The sequence below is a fragment of the Acuticoccus sp. MNP-M23 genome (assembly GCF_031195445.1).
Classification (GTDB): Bacteria; Pseudomonadota; Alphaproteobacteria; order Rhizobiales; family Amorphaceae; genus Acuticoccus.
Genome location: NZ_CP133480.1, coordinates 4,664,687 through 4,682,337 on the forward strand (window position 1 = coordinate 4,664,687; position 17,651 = coordinate 4,682,337).

Annotated in this window: 14 protein-coding genes and 3 pseudogenes; 3 read left to right on the forward strand and 14 right to left on the reverse strand. The window is 64.2% G+C overall.

The window, feature by feature from the left end; translation table 11 throughout:
- Positions 1-60: 60 nt before the first annotated feature.
- On the reverse strand, positions 61-540 hold the full coding sequence (locus RDV64_RS21445; protein ID WP_309197014.1) for a hypothetical protein: 480 nt from the start codon (positions 538-540) through the stop codon (positions 61-63).
- Between the two features lie 1,073 nt (positions 541-1,613).
- On the opposite strand from RDV64_RS21445, the gene RDV64_RS21450 reads away from it, so the two are divergent.
- Entirely contained in the window at positions 1,614-1,820 is a 207-nt protein-coding gene (locus RDV64_RS21450) for a hypothetical protein (RefSeq protein ID WP_309197015.1), read from the forward strand.
- A gap of 105 nt (positions 1,821-1,925) precedes the next feature.
- Here the strand turns inward: RDV64_RS21450 and RDV64_RS21455 are convergent.
- The 6 genes and pseudogenes from RDV64_RS21455 to RDV64_RS21480 all read right to left on the reverse strand — a co-directional run.
- A pseudogene (locus tag RDV64_RS21455) lies at positions 1,926-2,096 on the reverse strand (cupin domain-containing protein); the annotation flags it as partial.
- A 64-nt stretch (positions 2,097-2,160) separates the two neighbouring features.
- Positions 2,161-2,296 (reverse strand): annotated as a pseudogene (locus RDV64_RS21460) (ISNCY family transposase); the annotation flags it as partial.
- Positions 2,297-2,449: 153 nt separating this feature from the next.
- Positions 2,450-2,980 (reverse strand): annotated as a pseudogene (locus tag RDV64_RS21465) (transposase).
- 67 nt (positions 2,981-3,047) lie between these two features.
- Positions 3,048-5,066, reverse strand: a complete 2,019-nt coding sequence (locus tag RDV64_RS21470; protein ID WP_309197016.1) for a methyl-accepting chemotaxis protein — start codon at positions 5,064-5,066, stop codon at positions 3,048-3,050.
- Between the two features lie 225 nt (positions 5,067-5,291).
- Positions 5,292-6,350, reverse strand: a complete 1,059-nt coding sequence (gene torT, locus RDV64_RS21475; RefSeq protein WP_309197017.1) for a TMAO reductase system periplasmic protein TorT — start codon at positions 6,348-6,350, stop codon at positions 5,292-5,294.
- A gap of 449 nt (positions 6,351-6,799) precedes the next feature.
- Entirely contained in the window at positions 6,800-7,969 is a 1,170-nt protein-coding gene (locus tag RDV64_RS21480) for an isovaleryl-CoA dehydrogenase (RefSeq protein WP_309197018.1), read from the reverse strand.
- A 77-nt stretch (positions 7,970-8,046) separates the two neighbouring features.
- On the opposite strand from RDV64_RS21480, the gene RDV64_RS21485 reads away from it, so the two are divergent.
- On the forward strand, positions 8,047-8,457 hold the full coding sequence (locus RDV64_RS21485; protein WP_309197019.1) for a lysozyme inhibitor LprI family protein: 411 nt from the start codon (positions 8,047-8,049) through the stop codon (positions 8,455-8,457).
- 76 nt (positions 8,458-8,533) lie between these two features.
- Here RDV64_RS21485 and RDV64_RS21490 read toward each other — a convergent pair whose 3' ends face one another.
- From RDV64_RS21490 to RDV64_RS21510, 5 genes are all read right to left on the reverse strand, one after another.
- The gene (locus tag RDV64_RS21490; protein WP_309197020.1) at positions 8,534-10,084 is read right to left on the reverse strand and encodes an altronate dehydratase family protein; all 1,551 of its coding nucleotides are present in this window, start codon (positions 10,082-10,084) and stop codon (positions 8,534-8,536) included.
- 42 nt (positions 10,085-10,126) lie between these two features.
- Positions 10,127-11,320, reverse strand: coding sequence for a mandelate racemase/muconate lactonizing enzyme family protein (locus RDV64_RS21495; RefSeq protein WP_309197021.1), 1,194 nt, complete (start codon positions 11,318-11,320; stop codon positions 10,127-10,129).
- A gap of 65 nt (positions 11,321-11,385) precedes the next feature.
- Entirely contained in the window at positions 11,386-13,125 is a 1,740-nt protein-coding gene (gene araD / locus RDV64_RS21500; RefSeq protein WP_309197022.1) for an L-arabinonate dehydratase, read from the reverse strand.
- 89 nt (positions 13,126-13,214) lie between these two features.
- Positions 13,215-14,108 carry a dihydrodipicolinate synthase family protein gene (locus RDV64_RS21505; protein WP_309197023.1) on the reverse strand — a complete coding sequence of 298 codons (894 nt, stop codon included), beginning with the start codon at positions 14,106-14,108 and terminating at the stop codon, positions 13,215-13,217.
- Between the two features lie 7 nt (positions 14,109-14,115).
- On the reverse strand, positions 14,116-14,835 hold the full coding sequence (locus RDV64_RS21510; RefSeq protein ID WP_309197024.1) for a GntR family transcriptional regulator: 720 nt from the start codon (positions 14,833-14,835) through the stop codon (positions 14,116-14,118).
- A 178-nt stretch (positions 14,836-15,013) separates the two neighbouring features.
- On the opposite strand from RDV64_RS21510, the gene RDV64_RS21515 reads away from it, so the two are divergent.
- Positions 15,014-16,294 (forward strand): HupE/UreJ family protein, encoded by a 1,281-nt coding sequence (locus RDV64_RS21515; protein ID WP_309197025.1) that lies wholly within the window; start codon positions 15,014-15,016, stop codon positions 16,292-16,294.
- Positions 16,295-16,304: 10 nt separating this feature from the next.
- Here the strand turns inward: RDV64_RS21515 and RDV64_RS21520 are convergent, their stop codons facing one another.
- The gene (locus tag RDV64_RS21520; RefSeq protein ID WP_309197026.1) at positions 16,305-17,150 is read right to left on the reverse strand and encodes a 23S rRNA (adenine(2030)-N(6))-methyltransferase RlmJ; all 846 of its coding nucleotides are present in this window, start codon (positions 17,148-17,150) and stop codon (positions 16,305-16,307) included.
- Positions 17,151-17,160: 10 nt separating this feature from the next.
- Positions 17,161-17,643, reverse strand: coding sequence for a DUF2938 family protein (locus RDV64_RS21525; RefSeq protein WP_309197027.1), 483 nt, complete (start codon positions 17,641-17,643; stop codon positions 17,161-17,163).
- Positions 17,644-17,651 lie beyond the last annotated feature (8 nt).

Sequence of the window (17,651 nt, forward strand, 5' to 3'; positions counted from 1 at the left end):
TTTGAAGGGCGAGCTGCTGCGGCGGCTCGCCCTTCTTTTTTCTGGCAATCCGCTGCGTGGTCAGGGGTGGATGAATACCGTCCGATCGATCCGCAGGGTCTCGCCGTGCAGGGTCTTCAGCTCCAGCGGGAACGGCGGCCTTGCCAGAACCACGATGCCGCCCCCGTGCTCCAGCGGGTTGGTGACGACACAGCGGCCATCGCCGGCATCGCGCCTGTTCCGCGCTGCGATCGGCGGCTGGGCGACCTCTGCCCGAAATTTCGGGATCAGCGCCTGGATCTCTGCCTCGATGGTGCACCGGAGCGTGCTGTCCTGATCCAGCCGCTCCAGGTAGCCGGCGATCTGACGCGCAGTCTCGAAATGGCTGATGCGCTGGCGGAAGGTGTCGGATCGGACGAGGCCGCCGACGATGACGGTGAGGAATTCCACCGTCATATCCTGCGCGAACGGCCAGGGGCTGCTGCTGGCCCGTGCCTCACCGAAGAAAACGGCGAGGAGGCGCCCCCATTCGACCCGCACGCTCTCGTCAGGGATTTGCAACGGAACATCGCAAAACTCGGCGTCGAATCTTTCACCGGATAGGCTTTGGTACTTGGTGTTGATGTAGTTCATACACACACGCCCTTATGTATCGCGTTGCCAGCGCCGCCATGACTTTCGGCTGTATTTCAACCTTTCGAAAATGGCACCACAAGCTTACACCGCCTTCGGTTGAATTTTCCAAGCGAATAAGTCCCCAAAAATCAAAAAATACATATGTGGGAACTTAATTTTCACCGTTTCAACATAACTAATAACGCGAATTCTGCATATTTTTACATTTGACATCTATTTGCCTCCTTGCTCAAGTCTTTGCACGACGCCACACAGACGCTCAATGACGCAAGTCATTCATTTTTATTTGCAAAAGGTCGCTCACAACATGGTCACGAACACTGAGCATAGTACACGGCTCCATAAATCCCGCAGTGATATGGCCTCTGAATACGCGGAATTTGAGCAGTTGCCATCGGATCGACCGTCGACGAAACGTCTAAGCCTCGATGTTCCTGCCGAACTTCATACGCGCTTCAAGACATCGTGCAGCGCTACGGGTCGCAAGATGGCAAATGAACTGATGCGATTCGTTCTGGAACGAACGGAAGAACTTGAGATTGAGGCTGCAGAAGCGAGAAAACCACGGCGTTAGCCGCAACTTTAATTTGCACAAATGCTGAGGCTGCGTGAGTTGATCCGCAATCCGTGCATCAACTCCCAAACGCCGAATCTGGCTCATTACTCACGCCAGGCTCTGCCCGGCCCCATTCGTCGCACTGATTTCATATGCGCGGAAAATGAGTGCGACTTGTCCGGGGTTAAATTCAGCGGGCCTTTACTGGTGGCCGCAGGCATAGACGAACGGTCGCAATACCGTTTTACACTAACACAAAATCCATCATTTGTGGTTTTGTAGTAGTTCTCCTGTCTCTGGCCTCCCGAAGATAAAGGCAATGCGGCGAAACTACGGCGCAACGCCTCGAATTTGGCAGAAATACGACGCAAGGTCGGATTTGCACCTTTACACAACCTTCGATTGTTAATATCCAGTGTATAGCTGGTTTCCGGAGGTTGATGTGTCTGAGCGGTTGGCCCTGAAAGAGCGGATTTGCACCGAAATCCTCTATGCCCTTCACGACTTCGGTGATGGAGCGATCACGGATCTTTCCGAAATTGCCAACGCCCTCATGCCCCTGCTCGGTAGTGGCTCCGCGGCCCACCGACCCGACATTCCGCTCTACGCCGAAATCCGCGCCGCACTCGACGCTGCGCCAAGCACCTAATTCTGGCGGCGCACCCATCGCCGGCTGTCACCGGACACAAACCATCACCCCCACCCACCGGTGCGCATGGTCCGGGAAAGCGTGCCGCGTTTGCTGCCGTCTCGCTCAGAGCTTGATGACGTATTCCTTGGTGGTGGTCTCGATAACCTCCCACGTGCCCTTGGAGCCTGGACGCAGGATGAAACTGTCGCCGGCTCTCACGGTCCGCGCCTCTCCCCCCTCCTCCGCGATGACGGAGTGGCCTTCGAGGACATGGCAGAACTCCCACTTTTCGTAGTGGCCGATGGGCACCCCTCAGGGCTGCAGGATTCCATGGCGAAGCTGGCAGTGAAGCCTTCAACAAACCCGGAAATGAACGCATTCTCCGCATCGATTGTGCTGACACCACCCAGCCGCAGCTCGGCCACAAGCCGGTTTTGCAGCGTCTTGTTCGCTCGTTTCGCACGCCCCTTCGCCTGCGGGGTGTTGGCGCGGATGATGTTGATCTCGCCGAGCGCCTAGGCAAATTGAGTTATTTTATATTGCTCGTTCAGAGTGATGATCACGTTATGTGCCAGGCGAAATATCTAGAGAAGACCTGAATAATATGCGCGTTTTTTTAGTGTCCGACACTCGATCAGGCAATGGATTCATTTACCGCTTAACCAGATGCGGCTCGCAGCGATCTTGAGCGCGGCGAGGAAGTTGTTGGGGCGGCGGTCATAGCGGGTGGTAAGACCACGGAATTGTTTGATGGGGTTGAACAAGCGCCCCACCAGATTGCGGTAGCGGTAGCTAACCGGGCTGAACGGGAAGATATCCTTGCAGATGACCCCTGGCGGCATGTTGGCCCATACGCCGCACGATGCGGCATGGTCTCGGATCGCGTTCGTGTCGCAGGCGCGGTCGACGATCAGGATGTCTCTGTCGTGATTGTCCGGGACCGCATCCGGAATGCGATCCCAGATCCCAGCAGCCCGTTATCTTTCGAAGCGATTGTAGAGCCTTGTCCTCGCGCCGTAACGCTCCGGAATATCCCGCCACAAAGTGCCGGAGCGGAACCGCCGGAAAATTCCGTTGATCACCCGCCGGTCGTCAACACGCGGCACACCGCGCACCCTGGTCGGCAAGAGCGACAGAGCGATCGCGCATTCCCTGTCCGTCAGGTTGTGCAGGTCCATGCCCCCCTCCCAATCACGGGTCGATCCGAAACGATAAAATTAGACCGATCATTAATGGGGCCACTCCCTAGGCCGCTCGCATGTTGCCGAGGAATGTTGTCACCTCCCGTCGCAGCGCCAGCGACTGGTCGGCGAGGCGTGTCGAGGAATCGACTGCCTGTGCCGAGCTGTCGCCGGTCGCCGAGATGTCGCCGGCCATATCGCGCACGATGTCGGTGACGTCGCTCGAGCCGCGCGCGGCGAGCTGGATGTTGCTTGAAATCTCGGTCGTTGCCGCGCGTTGCTGATCGACCGATGATGAGATGGACAGGGTAACCGTATTCAGCTTCTCGATCGTCTCAGCGATGGCCTGGATGGAATCCACCGACGTGGTTATCCGCGCCTGAACGCCGGAAATCTGGCCGCCGATCTCGTTCGACGCGGCGGCGGACTGGGACGCGAGTGATTTGACCTCGGACGCCACCACCGCGAACCCCTTGCCCGCATCTCCCGCGCGGGCGGCCTCGATGGTGGCGTTGAGGGCCAGAAGGTTCGTCTGATTGGCAATGTCGGAAATCAGCCCGACGATAGAGCCGATGCGCCCCGACGCCTCGCGCAGGTCGTTGACGTTGTCGCGCACCAACATCGCAGCGTCCACCGCCGTTTTGCACTCGCTTGCGGAGCGATTGGCCTGACCTGCGATCTCCTGGATCGAGACGCTGAGCTCCTCTGCTGCGGCCGCAACCCGCCCCACATTCTCGGATGCTGAATCCGACTTGTCGGCAACGTCGGAGGCGCGCTGCTGGGCGCGGCTGGCCCGGTCACTGGTGCCACGCGCACTGTCCCTCATTTCGATCGCGCCGCTGGACACGTTCTCGACAATCGCGAGAACACTCGCCTCGAACTGGCAGGCGATCTCTTCGCGAGCGACGCGCTGCTGTTCTTCGGCGCGCTTCGTCGCCTCCGCGCGCTCGGCCTCCAACCTGATTTTCTCGAGCGAGTTTGCCTTGAAGACGCGCAGCGCCGCGGCCATCTGCCCGAGCTCGTCGGCTTCGGCCTTCGGCACCTCGATATCGCTCTCGCCGTCTGCCAGGCGGCGGGTCGTCGTCGTGATGACGGACAGGCGCCGCAGGATCCGGCGGTGGAGGTAGAAGTAGCCAATCAGAGCCGAAGCAAGCAGCGCGCCCAGACCGAGGAGCACCATCACCGTCTGGACCGTCTCCGAGGATCGCTCTGCCGAGGCCTGGGCAGCGGCGATCGATTCGGTGCGTTCGGCGGCGATCTGGTTGGCGTTCTCCTCGATCTCCATGTTGGCCGCGAGCAGACGCTCATCGAAGCCCTTGAGCTCCTCCGTCAGGTCACCGAGCGCCTTCACCACGGGGATCAACGTGTCGGTGCCGGCCGGATCGATCGACGCGCGGATGCGATCGAAGGTCGTGCGCATCTGCGCCTGAAGGGCCTCATCAGGGATCGATCTGATACTTCGACCGATCGCGACAAGCGCCGCTTCGACGTCGGCCGCAATAGGGTCGAGCGCTTCGCGATCCACCAGCAACAGGTCATCGAGCATTGCGGGCAGCGTCAGGGTTTTGATGACGAGACTGCGCATCTGCCCGAGATTGAAAAGGTCGACGTCGAGAACGATGTCCAGAGTGTCGAGCACGCCCGCGATCCTGGCCGGGTCGTCCTCCACGTCGTAGACCGAGGAAAGGGCGTTGCTGACGCGGCTGGACGCATTCGCAATCAGCGAACTGCTTTGTTCGTACAGCAGACCGACCTCGGCTGTCGTGGCGGCGAACGCAGTATCGCGTGCGATCTCGAGCGTGACACGGCGCCTCGATGCGCTCGCGAAGTCGGTCATCAGGTTTGTGAAGTGCCTTGCAGCGTCGCCGAACCGGGCAACCTCCGGCGCCCCTTCGCTCAACGTACGCAGCTTTTCGAGGAGCCTGTCCATGTCGCTGATCGCCGCCTGCAGCCTCGTCTCCGCCGAATCGGTCGCGCGCAGTGATTGTGCGGCGGCGAGAGCACCGCCGATCCGGGTGAGTTCCGCAGTTTTGGCCACAAGGCTCTGGGCGGCAAGGAGTGAGGGAAGCTCGTTCTTGATCACACGCTCTTCGCTGGTTGCGAGAAGCCTGAGGTTGACGACGCTGAGCGCAGAGGCCGCAAGCACCATCGACGCGAGGAAGCCGAAACTGAGGATCAATCCGAAACGGACGGAGATCGATTTCATGGAAGGCCAGCCTTGTTGGTTCGGCGCGTTGAGACCGGGCTGCCCCTAGCCGCCGACGTGCGCTGTGGAACGTGAGGATGGATCGGGACGACAGTCAGGCGCTCACTGAACGCTGTAGGTCGGCTGAAAGTCAGGCGGCGCGAGGGACTGAAGGCGCGGGAACGCCCGCACATTGGCCGCCGTCACGTTGAAGATGATCGGCCCGACATGGTCCGCCGCTGAGTTACCTTCGAGGAAGCGGACCGCCTGATCGACCGACAATGTGCCCTGGAGAGCAGCGCTGTCGGTCGGCGCGCCGGCGACGATGCCGCGCCGGATGCCGCGATAGATTGCGGGGGTGAAATAGTCCGCCACGAGCCCGACCTTGCCCTTGAGGCCACGTTGGCGCACCAACGCCATCGCGGCTTCGATCGCGACGGCGTTGCCCGCGATGAAGTCGATGTCGGGATATTCCTCCAGGACATCCTGCACGAGGCCGAGCTGAACATCGGCGCCGGTGTCGCCATACTTGATCGCGACGACCTCGACCGCTGCCCCCTCGATCTCTTCGCGGAAGCCCTGATCCGTCAACTTCACCCACCCCGCCGTCTCGGGGCCGGGAAGCCAGGCGATCTTGACCGGGCGAGACCGTCCCTTGGGGAAGCGCTCTGCAAAATAGCGACCGGCGGAGCGCCCCATATCGATCCAGTTGACGGCCGCCATGCCAGATAAGCCCGCCGGCAGCACCTGGTTGACGGTGGCGAATATGGGCTTTGTCTTCGCGGCTTCGACGATCGCCGGCGTTAGTCCGTCAAACGAGACGCTGCCGACGAGGATGGCGTCGTAGCCACCCTTGACGCACGTATCGAGCTGGCTGCGCTGCTTGTCGATGTTGCCATATCCGCCGGCTTCGAAGAGGTCGACGGTGACCCCGATCCGGCGCGCATGCGCGATCACGCCGTAGTTCGTGGCAACCCAATAAGCATCCTTGAGATGGGGGAAAAGGACGCAGAGCTTCCACGGTTTCGACGCACGCGTCAGGGGGGAGTAGTTGACCTTCGCCGCCTCGGTGGCGAACTCGTAAGGGGGAACCCATCGGTCGAGTGTCCATTCCGGCGCAGGCTCCGCGGCAACTCCCGATGCGAACGCTGCAATTATCGTAGCCGCAAGTAACCTGCGCATTTATTTCTCCGTTGGGTGCTAGCCGTAAGTGCAGGCATTTTTACGAGAGAAATAACATTGTTATCTGTGACGAGGCTGGACTGTCCTTCAGAAGAACATCGTACAATCGCCAGACCCGAGGGGAGCGTTGCAGTGAACATCGCCGGAGCGTTCACCGGTCGCAGGATTGGCGACTTTCGACACAAGTTCTATGGCAGGCCTGCCGGCGTAATTTACTTGGCACGCGAAAATCTATAAGACGATCCATTCAGTCCCATTGTCGGCGTCAGTTGGAGGGACTCAGGGCGCTGCATTCACAAGGGGCGGAACGGCTCGCTGCCTGAGATCGGGTGCCGGCTGCCCGGCACGCCGCTGAACCTCGTGATCAGAAAGCGTGTAAAAAACCATTTAACGAATGATTTTTCCGGCCAACCACATTTCTATTCCAACCTTGAAGTGATGAAGCCCCCTCACCCACTCCGCTCAAACAACTCGCGCCCGATCAGCATCCGCCTGATCTCACTCGTCCCCGCGCCAATCTCGTAAAGCTTGGCATCCCGCAGCAACCGGCCCGTCGGATAGTCGTTGATGTATCCGTTGCCGCCCAGGGCCTGGATGGCGTCGAGCGCAACCGCCGTGGCCTTCTCCGCCGCGTACAAGATCGCGCCGGCAGCATCCTCCCGGGTGACCCGGCCGACGTCCGCCGCGCGGGCCACAGCGTAGACGTACGCCTTGCAGGCGTTCATCGTGACGTACATGTCGGCAAGCTTGCCCTGCATCAGCTGGAAGGTGCCGATGGGCTGGCCGAACTGCTTTCGCTCGTGCACATACGGGAAGACCACGTCGAGTGCGGCCTGCATGATGCCGAGCGGCCCGGCCGCCAGCACCACGCGCTCATAGTCGAGACCGGACATCAGGACGTTGACGCCCTTGCCGACCGCGCCGAGCACGTTTTCTTCCGGCACCTCGCAGTCCTGAAACACCAGCTCGCAGGTGTCGGAGCCGCGCATGCCGAGCTTGTCGAGCTTCTGCGCGGTGGTGAAGCCGGCAAACCCCTTCTCGATCAGGAAGGCGGTGATTCCGCGGGAGCCGGCGTCCGGGTCGGTCTTGGCGTAGACCACCAGCGTTTCGGCGACGGGGCCGTTGGTGATCCAGAATTTGGAGCCGTTGAGGACGTAGCGGTCGCCTTTTCTGTGGGCGCGGGTCTTCATGGAGACGACGTCGGACCCGGCACCGGGCTCACTCATGGCGAGCGCACCGACCGCCTCGCCCGAGATCAGCCGCGGCAGGTAGCGGGCGCGCTGCTCCGGCGTGCCGTTGCGGGCGATCTGGTTGATGCAAAGGTTCGAGTGCGCGCCATAGCTGAGGCCAACCGAGGCCGACGCGCGCGAGACTTCCTCCATCGCGACGCAGTGGGCAAGGTAGCCGAGGCCTGCCCCGCCCTCCTCTTCGGCCACCGTGATGCCGTGGAGGCCGAGGGCGCCCATTTCGGGCCACAGGTGGATCGGGAATTCGTTGTTGCGGTCAACGTCGGCGGCAATTGGCGCGATCCTGTCGGCCGAAAAGGTGCGAACCTGGTCGCGCAGCATGTCGAGATCTTCGCCGAGGCCGAAGTCGAATTGGCCGAAATCGTTGCGCATGGGGCCGCCCTCCGCTTTTGTGTGGAACCGTACCGGGTCGAGTCCGGACAATCCACGAGGCGAATGGAGGAATTTCCATGAGAACGAGTGTCATGGCGGCGATGATGCTGGTGGCGGGTGCAGTGGGCGCCAGCGCGGCAGACATGTGCGACAGCGAGGCCGATTGCGCCGACGCGATGACCACGGCCGACATTGTGGCCTGCAACGCCAAGGCAACGGCCCGGGCCGACGATGCGCTGAACGCCCTCTGGCCGAAGGTGGTGGCACTCTACGACCTCAACAGCAACGCAGATGCCGACAAGGCAGCGCTGCGGAAGGCACAGAACGACTGGATCGGCTTTCGCGATGCCACCTGCAGCGCGGAAGGCGCGCTGGCCGACGGCGGGACCATCGCGGGCATTTACGTTGAGGATTGCCGGTGCTCCGTCACCGCCTCCCGCGTGGCAGATTTCGAGCGGATGATCGCCAACCGCAGCGAAGGCAACTGATCAGCTTCAGCGGGTGACGCCATGGCGCGCCACCCGCCCCGGCCCCATCAGCCGGTGATGGCTCATTTTGGCGGCGTTACCCCGTCACGCCGATGGGCCAGGGCGCAAACTCTTCCTCGCCAACGCCCATGGCTTCACTCTTGGAGGGTTCGCCGGAGGCAACGGCGAGGATCTTTTCGAAGATCTCCTCGCCCATCTCGTCCAGCGATTTGAGGCCGTCCACCACAGGGCCGCAATTGATGTCCATGTCGCCTTCCATCCGGCTGTACATTGGCGAGTTGGTGGCAAGCTTGATGGTCGGCGCCGGGTAGGAACCGAAGCAGGAGCCGCGCCCTGTGGTGAAGCAGATGAGGTTGGCCCCGCCGGCAATCTGCCCCGTCGCGGACACGGGATCGAAGCCCGGCGTGTCCATGATGACGAGCCCCTGCGCGTCAACCGTCTCGGCGTATTCGTAGACCGCTTCGACACCCGTGGAGCCGCCCTTCTTGGCCCCGCCCAGCGCCTTTTCGATGATGTTGGCGATCCCGCCATCCTGGTTGCCCGGCGAGACGACGCCGTTGATCTGCGTGTCGCGGCCCCTGGTGTATTCCAGCCACCACTCCACCCGCTCGACCAGTTTGCGGCCCACGGCCTCGTTGCGGGCGCGCGCCGTCAGCGTGTGCTCCACGCCGTAAAGCTCAGGCGTTTCGGACAGGATTGCAGTGCCGCCGTGGCGGACCAGAATGTCCACAGCCTTGCCCAGCGCCGGATTGGCGGAAAGGCTGGAGAAGCCATCCGAGCCGCCGCACTGGAGGCCGATCTTGATGTGGCGGGCGGACTGGGGGGTGCGGCGCGCCTTGTTGGCCTCCACCAGCATCTCCTTCACGGCGGCCTTGGCGCGGTCGATGGCAGCTTTGGTGCCCCCGACCTCCTGCATGGTCACGGTGTGGAGCATCTTGCCGGCCGACAGGCTCTCTTCGTCGAAGAATTTTCGCAGGTTGTTGCGCTCGCAGCCGAGCGACAGGACCACGGCACCGGCCATGTTGGGGTGGCGGATGTAGCCGCCGAGGGTACGGCGGAGAAGGTCCATGGGTTCGCCGGTCAGCTCCATCCCGCAGCCCTGCTCGTGGATGAAGGGCACCACGGCGTCGACATTTTCGTAGGCTTCCAGCCGGTCGGCGTCGAAGTAGGCGGCGGCCTTGCGCGCGACGGTGGCCGAGCAGTTGACGGTGACGAACAGGCCGATGACGTTGCGCGTGCCGACCCGGCCATCCTCGCGAGCATAGCCCATGAATGTGGCGCGCTCGGCCTCCGGCAGAAGCTCTGCCCCGCGGTAGTCCTCGCCGTAGCGATAGTCCTTGGCGACGTTGCCGTTGAGCACGTTGTGGGTGTGGAGATAGTCGCCCGGCTGAAGGTCTTCGCCGGCAAAGCCGATGACGGTGGCGTATTTGAGGATCGCCTCGCCCCTGGCGATGGCGCGCGTCGCAATCTTGTGACCGAGCGGGATCGTGCCGCGCGTCGTCAGGTCCTCGGACGCGATTGCCGTGCCCTCGGCGATCTCTTCGCGGGCGACAACGACGTTGTCGGCCGGGTCGAGGCGGATCACCGGCGTGTTGGCGCGGGCTGGGGTATCCAGTACCAGACTCATGGCGTTTTGCTTCCCCTTGGGTGCGGACACGTTCGTGCCCTGTTATTTTTTGGCTTCGTGGGTGGCACTGGTCCAGGCCCGCGCCTGATCGGACAGGGTGAGGCCGAGGCCGGGACGGTCCGGCACCCACATGCGCCCGTCCGAAATCTCGAGCCGTTCGTTGAACAGCGGCTCCAGCCACTCGAAATGCTCAACCCACGGCTCGTGCGGATAGGCAGCCGAGAGGTGGAGGTGGATCTCCATCGCAAAGTGGGGGGCAAGGCGCATCCGCTTCTCGCTCGCCAGTGCGCAGATCTTCAGGAACGGCGTGATGCCACCGACCCGCGGTGCGTCGGGCTGGATGAAGTCGACGCTGTTGAGGCGGATCAGCTCGGCGTGCTCGGCGGCGGAGGCCAGCATCTCGCCGGTGGCGATGGGGGTGGCCAGTTCGCGCGCCAGATCGGCGTGGCCTTGGGCGTCGTAGGCGTCCAGCGGCTCCTCGATCCATTCAAGGTTCAAGGGCTCGACGATCCGGCCGAAGCGGAGCGCGGTGACGCGGTCCCACTGCTGGTTGGCGTCGATCATCAACGGGCGCGAGCCGCCGATGTGGGCGCGGACCGCCTCAAGCCGCTCGATGTCGATCATCGGGTCCGGCTGGCCGACCTTGATCTTGATGCCCTCGATGCCCTTGGCCAGCGCGATGTCGATCTTCTCCTTCACCTCGTCGATGGGAGAGGACAGGAAGCCGGACGAGGTGTTGTAGCAGCGCACGCCATCGCGGTAGGCGCCGAGGAGCTTGGCGAGCGGCAGGTCGGCACGCTTGGCCTTCATGTCCCACAGCGCAATGTCCATGGCGGCGATGGCCTGGATCGCGATGCCGGAGCGGCCGACGGAGGCACCCGCCCAGCACAGCTTTTCGTGGAGGCGCGCCGTGTCGTTCGGGTCTTCGCCGATGAGGTTGTCGCAGATCTCCCTTGCGTGGGCGAAGAGACCAGGCCCGCCAGCGCGCTTGGAGTAGGAGAAGCCGAGGCCGACAAGCCCCTCCTCCGAGGTGATTTCGGCAAACAGCATGGCAACTTCGGTGAGCGGCTTCTGCCGCCCGGTCAGCACCTTGGCGTCCGAAATCGGGTTCGGCAGCGGCAGCGCGGCGAGCGACAGTCTTACGCGCGCAATCCGGTCGCGCGTTGCCCGCCCCGCAGCAAGGCCCGCCTGCATCGGATTTGCCGGAATGAGCCGTTCGCGTTCGGCGTCAGCCATCACATTCATCTGTCCATGTCCTGAAAAGGGGGCCGAAGCCCCGGTCCGCGCTCCACCCGGACGCCTCAGTGGATCTCCGGCTCCGGCACCTTTTCGCCAAAGTCGGTCGTCAGGAAGTCGAAGTCGCAGCCGTCATTGGCCTGCTGGATGTGCTTGGAGAACATCACGCCGTACCCGCGGCCGTAGCGGGGCTCGGGCGGCACCCAGGCCGCACGGCGCGCCGCCAGCTCCTCGTCGGACACCGCCATGTTGAGCGTGCGGTTGGGAACGTCGAGTTCGATGATGTCGCCATTTTGCAGGAGCGCCAGCGGGCCGCCGATATAGGCCTCCGGTGCCACGTGGAGGATGCAGGCACCGTAGGAGGTGCCGGACATGCGCGCGTCCGACAGGCGCACCATGTCGCGGTGGCCCTGCTTGATGAGGGCCTGCGGCACGGGGAGCATGCCCCATTCGGGCATCCCCGGTCCGCCCTGAGGGCCGGCGTTGCGCAGGACGAGGACGGTGTCGGGCGTCATCGGGTAGTCGGGATCTTTGACGATCTTGGTCAGCTCGTCGTAGCTGTCGGCGATCAGCGCCGGACCCTTGTGGACGCGGAACTTCGGATCGCAGGCGGCGGGCTTGATGACCGCGCCGTCGGGCGCGAGGTTGCCCTTGAGGACCGCCAGCGAACCCTCGTGGTAGACGGGGTTGGAGAGCGGGCGGATCACGTCGTCGTTGTAGACCTTGGCACCTTCGAGGCCCTCGCCCATCGGCTTGCCGCTGACGGTGATGGCCGAACGGTCGAGCTTGTCGCCGAGCTGGTTCATCAGCGCGCGAAGACCGCCGGCGTAGAAGAAATCTTCCATCAGGTAGCCCTTGCCGGACGGGCGGACGTTGGCGATCACCGGCACGTCGTGGCCGATCCGGTCGAGATCGTCGAGCTCCAGCGGAACGCCGGCCCGGCGCGCCATGGCGATGAGATGGATGATGGCGTTGGTGGAGCAGCCGGTCGCCATCGCCACCACAACCGCGTTGCGGACGGCGGCGGGGGTGATGACCTTGTCCGGCGTCAGGTCGTCCCACACCATTTCCACGGCGCGGCGGCCGCAGGCGGCGGCCATGCGCTGGTGGTTGGCGTCAGCGGCGGGAATTGAGGACGCGCCGGGAAGCGTCAGGCCGAGGCCTTCGGCAATTGCCGTCATGGTGGAGGCGGTGCCCATGGTCATGCAGTGGCCGTAGGAGCGGGCAATGCCGCCTTCCACGCCGGTCCACTCTTCCTTGCCGATGAGGCCCTCGCGCCGATCGTCCCAGAACTTCCACGCGTCGGTGCCCGAACCCAGCGTCTGGCCGGCATAGTTGCCGCGCAGCATCGGGCCGGCGGGCATGAAGAGGAACGGCACACCCATGGAGGTTGCGCCCATGACAAGGCCCGGCGTGGTCTTGTCGCAACCGCCCATCAGGACCGCGCCGTCGACGGGGTGGGAGCGCAGAAGCTCCTCGGTCTCCATCGCCAGCATGTTGCGGTAGAGCATGGTGGTCGGCTTGACGTAGCTTTCCGACAGCGACAGCGCGGGAAGCTCCATCGGGAAGCCGCCCGCCTGCAGGATGCCGCGCTTCACCCACTCCGCACGGTCGCGAAAGTGCATGTGGCAGGGCTGGGCTTCGGACCACGTGTTGATGATCGCGATGACCGGCTTGCCCTCCCAGTCCTCCGGCCCGTAGCCCATCTGCATGGTGCGCGAGCGGTGGCCGAACGAGCGCAGGTCGTCGGGTGCCATCCAGCGGGCAGAGCGGAGTTCCTCGTAGGTCTTTTTATTGTCGGTCATTTTCGTCCAGCGGTTCTGGTGGGCAGGGTCATCCCCCGCGAATAATTTACTGTAGCAGCAAGTTCGGGTGCGGCGGATGCCCCAATGTCTTATGCCGCAGCCGCGAGGCCCTTGATCCGGGCGACGAGGTCTTCGAGCCGCTTGCGCTCGTCCGGCTTCAGGCGCGGCACGCCCGGCAGGCGGACGGGGCCGGCGGGCTGGCCGAGGATTTCCAGCGCCTCCTTCACCACGGTCACGTTGGCGCCGTTGTTGTAAAGGGTGCGCAGCTTTTCAAAATCGACCACCTCGTCGATGTCGGCGCGCGCGGCGGCGTAGTCGCCCGCCTCCAGCGCCGCGAAGATGCGCAGCGAAAGCGCGGGGAAGACGTTGACGAGGCCGGAGGTGAAGCCCTTCGCGCCCAGCGCATACATCGGCGGCGCCCAGCCTTCGGCGAGACCGCAGACCCACAGCGTGTCGCAATGTCTTGTGGCGCGGATGACATCCGCCAGCATCATCATGTTGGCGTTGGCGTACTTGATGGCGGCAATGTTGGGGTGCTCGGCAAGGCGGATCATGTTGGCAAGGCCGGGCTCGTCGGACCGGAGGTAGGCGACCACGGGAACGGTGGCGTGTTCGGCAATGTCGAGGAAGTAGTCGATCTTGTCGGCCGGGCCGGCGAACGGGTCGGTCGGCCAGTGGACCATGATGGCCCCTGCCCCGTCGGCAATGGCCGCACGGGCGCTGGCCTTGGCCTCCACCAGCGCGCGGCCGACGGCGGCCGTCACCAGCGCCTTGCCGTCCACCGCCTCGGGGACCGCGGCGTGAAGCGTGCGGATCTCGTCTGCCGACAGCGAGAAATATTCGCCGGTGTTGCCGGCGGCGATGACGTTTTTCACCCCGGCTTGCGCAATCTGCGCGGCAATGGCGGCGGAGCGTTTGCCGTCCACCGCGCCATCGGCGGAATAGACGGTGACCGGCACGCCGGAAATCTGGGACAGGGCCAATCTGGTTTCAATCGCAGGCAAGATCAGCCCCTTTCGGTGTGAAGACGGAATTCATGTAGAGGTCGCCGGAGCGGCGGACGTGGCTGTGCATGGCATCCGCCGCGCCGGCCGCATCGCCTGCGACAATTGCCTCGCAGATGGTGCGGTGTTCCTCCAGCGCCCTGGCGCTGTCGGCCGCCTGCCGGTGGATCACGCGGCGGGCGGTGTCATCATAAAATTGCTGCTGGGCGACCATCCGCACCAGATGCCGGCTGCCGGATATGCGGTGGATTTCGCCGTGGAACGCCTCGTTGAGGACAATGAGCCGTTCCACATCCATGGCGTCCGTCGCCTCGCCCATCAGCCGAACGGTCGCGCCAAGTCCGGTGCGGCCCTCCGGGTCGATCCGCTCGGCACAAAGGGCGGCAATGGGCGCTTCCAGCGCCGCCCGGGCAAGGATCATCTCCTGCGCGAATGCCTTGTCGAAGCGCACCACCAGACCCTTGCGCGGCTCCACCTCGATCAGGCCTTCGGCTTCCAGCTGGCGCAGTGCCTCCTTGAGCGGCGTGGTGGAGACACCGAGCGCCTCGGCCAACGCCCGCTCGTTGAGGCGCGTGTCCGGCGCAAACTGCCCCGCAATGATCGCCATGCGCAGCGCCTGACGCACGTGATCGCGAAGCGAGACGCGGGCCGCCGGATCGAGCCGCATCAGCAACGGCTGCGTGCTGTCCTGCGCATTCTCGTCCAAGCGTGCCGTCCCCGAAATTATGCTGGGATTTGATATATCACAGGATGGAGCCTGTCGAGGTGCAAGGTGCGGCGCCGCGAGGCGCCGAAAAAAGGGCAATGTGCCATCAAATAGGCGCGTTGGGTCTGCTATGCGGGGGCCGCGCGCGGCGACCGCCGCCAAACATAGGACAGGCCCCATGAAACGCAGGCTGCCGGTATCGCTGGTCGTGCTCGTCACCCTTCTGGCTGCGCTGATGATGCCAGCCGCCACCGACGCCCACTTCGACCTTTCGGCCGAAAACCGCGTGATTGTGGTGGCGCGGGACGACAACGCCATGCGGATCTACATGCGCATTGCGGGACCGCTCCTCTATGCGGCTGCAGTGGACGGCCAGACCGGGCACCCCGCGACAACACCGCTGGTCGCCCCCTTTGTGGCCGGTGAAGCAAGCGGGACCGGCGCGGCCCTGTTCGATACCGCCGCCATCGACGCTGACCCGGTCGCCTTCGCCGCGTTCATCGCCAGCGGCTACACGTTCCAGGTGGACGGGCGCGCCGTGGATGGCCGGGCCGAGCGCGCCGCAATCCACCGCGACCTTGAGGTCCTTCCCTTTGCCACCGCAGCCGAAGCCGCCGCAAGCATCGCCGCCGAACGGCAGAACGATGCCGATCCGCTGCCCATCGACCAGTCTGTTGTTGAGGTGGAAATCCTCCTGGAGGATGTGGACGGCGCGGGCAGCCTGTCCACCGCGAGCACCCTGCCGCCCCTGCCGCTGACCGGCGGCGCTGCCGTCCAGAATCACATTATCGATACGCTGGACGGGACGGCGCGGATCCTCACGGTCGACGGCCAGCTGCAAACGCCGGTAGTGCTCAACCGCTCGCTTCTCGATGCGGTGACGACGTTCGTGCTCCAGGGCATCCACCACATTCTGGAGGGGCCGGACCATGTGCTGTTCGTCCTCTGCCTGGTGGCCGCGGCCCGCTCGGTCGGCGTGCTCCTGTGGGAGGTGACCGGCTTCACCATCGGCCATTCGGTGACGCTGATTGCGGGTTTCCTGGGCTTCGTGCCCGCGGCACCCTGGTTCACGCCAGCCATCGAAACGGCCATTGCACTCTCGATCATCTTTGTGGCGGTGCTGGCGCTGCGGCCCGGACGGCAACAGCACATGGTGCTGATCACCGGGGCGTTCGGCCTTCTCCACGGCTTCGGCTTCTCGTTCGTCCTCCACGACATATTGGGGCCGGACGCGCCGAACCTCTTTGCGTCGCTTCTCGCCTTCAACCTCGGCGTGGAGATCGGCCAGCTGATGATCGTGGTCCCGGCCTTTGCGCTGCTCGTCCTTCTCCACCGGGTCAGTGGCCGGCTGGACAATTATGCCCGCTATGGCGCGGCCGCCGTTGCAATCGGGGTATCCGTGATCTGGGTTGTGGAGCGGGTCGACCTTGTGCGCATTGCGGTGGAGACCGGCGCCTGACGCGGACGCGTCAGGCTTCGCGCGCGAGCCAGAAGACGGCGTGGGACGCGCTGTCGTCCTGCGCCAGAATGCGGGTGAGCGGCGGCAGCAGGACCGCAAGCTCCGCCTCCAGCGTATAGGGCGGATTGACGATGATTAGGCCGGACCCTTCAAGCCCGGTCTCGCCCCGCCGCACATCCATCTCCACGCACAGGATGCTGGGGATCTTTGTTGCCGCCAGCGCCATGTGAAAGGCGGTGATCGGCGCGCCGTACTTTTTCGGATACCACAGGCAGAACGTGCCGCCGGCAAAGCGGCGGTGGCCAAGGGCGAGGCCGTCCGCAAGGCGGGTATATTCGCCGGGCTCTTCGAAGGGCGGGTCCACCAGCACCAGCCCGCGCCGTTCCTTGGGCGGCAGATGTCCTTTCAGCGCCAGCCACCCGTTAAGCCGCGTCACCCGCACCTGATGGTCGCCGGCAAACCGGTCCGCCAGCACGGCATGATCGTCGGGGTGAAGTTCTATGGCGGAAAGCCGGTCCACAGGCCGGAGCAGTTGCCGCAGCAGAACCGGCGAGCCCGGATAGGCGGTCATGTCACCCGGCGCGTTGAAGGCGGCGACGGCATCGAGGTACGGCGCCAGCAGCGCTGCGGCCTCCGCCGGCAGGTCCGCACCGAGAAGCCGGCCGATGCCGTCGCGCCACTCGCCGGTGCGCTGCGCCTCGTCGGCGGAAAGGTCGTAGAGGCCGAGGCCGGCGTGAGTGTCGATCACGCGGAACGGCTTGGGCTTCTGGCAGAGGTAGCCGACGAGGCGCGCCAGAACGGCGTGTTTGAGGACGTCGGCGAAATTGCCGGCGTGGTAGATGTGGCGGTAGTTCATGGGGCTCCGGTCAGAGCGCTGCGAGAGCCAGCGCGGTGAGCCACAGCCCGAAGCCGAACACCACGTGCGCGGTCAGTTGCACCGCGCGGACCGTCCAGCGGTCGGGCCGCTTCTGGGCTGCGATCCCGCCGCCCATGGCCGGGCTCATCACGCACCAGCCGAGGAGAACGGTCGTCACCCCGACAATCAGCGCGGGGCCGAGCGTCGGCGCGTCGGCCCACCCCACGCCCCAGATGAGAAGGAGCGCTGCGGCAAAGACGATGCCGGTGACGTAGTGCATCACCCAGCCGACGGCGGTTTCGCCCGCCAGCGACGGGCTGTTTGCAATGCCGTCATGGACCAGCCTGCCACGCGGGATATAGGCGAACCAGCGGCCGCCCATGGTCCAGTTGGCGCCAGGCAGACCGACGGCGGCCACCACCTTCCCCCACACATCGAAGATGGCAGTGGCGCCGATCCCGATGAGGACGCTGTTCAATAGAAATTCGCCCATGGCGCCCT

Coding starts and splice junctions, on each gene's coding strand:
- torT (WP_309197017.1), bottom strand. CDS start 6,350: ATGCGCAGGTTACTTGCGGCTACGATAATTGCAGCGTTCGCATCGGGA.
- RDV64_RS21480 (WP_309197018.1), bottom strand. CDS start 7,969: ATGCGCAACGATTTCGGCCAATTCGACTTCGGCCTCGGCGAAGATCTC.
- RDV64_RS21485 (WP_309197019.1), top strand. CDS start 8,047: ATGAGAACGAGTGTCATGGCGGCGATGATGCTGGTGGCGGGTGCAGTG.
- RDV64_RS21490 (WP_309197020.1), bottom strand. CDS start 10,084: ATGAGTCTGGTACTGGATACCCCAGCCCGCGCCAACACGCCGGTGATC.
- RDV64_RS21495 (WP_309197021.1), bottom strand. CDS start 11,320: ATGGCTGACGCCGAACGCGAACGGCTCATTCCGGCAAATCCGATGCAG.
- araD (WP_309197022.1), bottom strand. CDS start 13,125: ATGACCGACAATAAAAAGACCTACGAGGAACTCCGCTCTGCCCGCTGG.
- RDV64_RS21515 (WP_309197025.1), top strand. CDS start 15,014: ATGAAACGCAGGCTGCCGGTATCGCTGGTCGTGCTCGTCACCCTTCTG.
- RDV64_RS21520 (WP_309197026.1), bottom strand. CDS start 17,150: ATGAACTACCGCCACATCTACCACGCCGGCAATTTCGCCGACGTCCTC.
- RDV64_RS21525 (WP_309197027.1), bottom strand. CDS start 17,643: ATGGGCGAATTTCTATTGAACAGCGTCCTCATCGGGATCGGCGCCACT.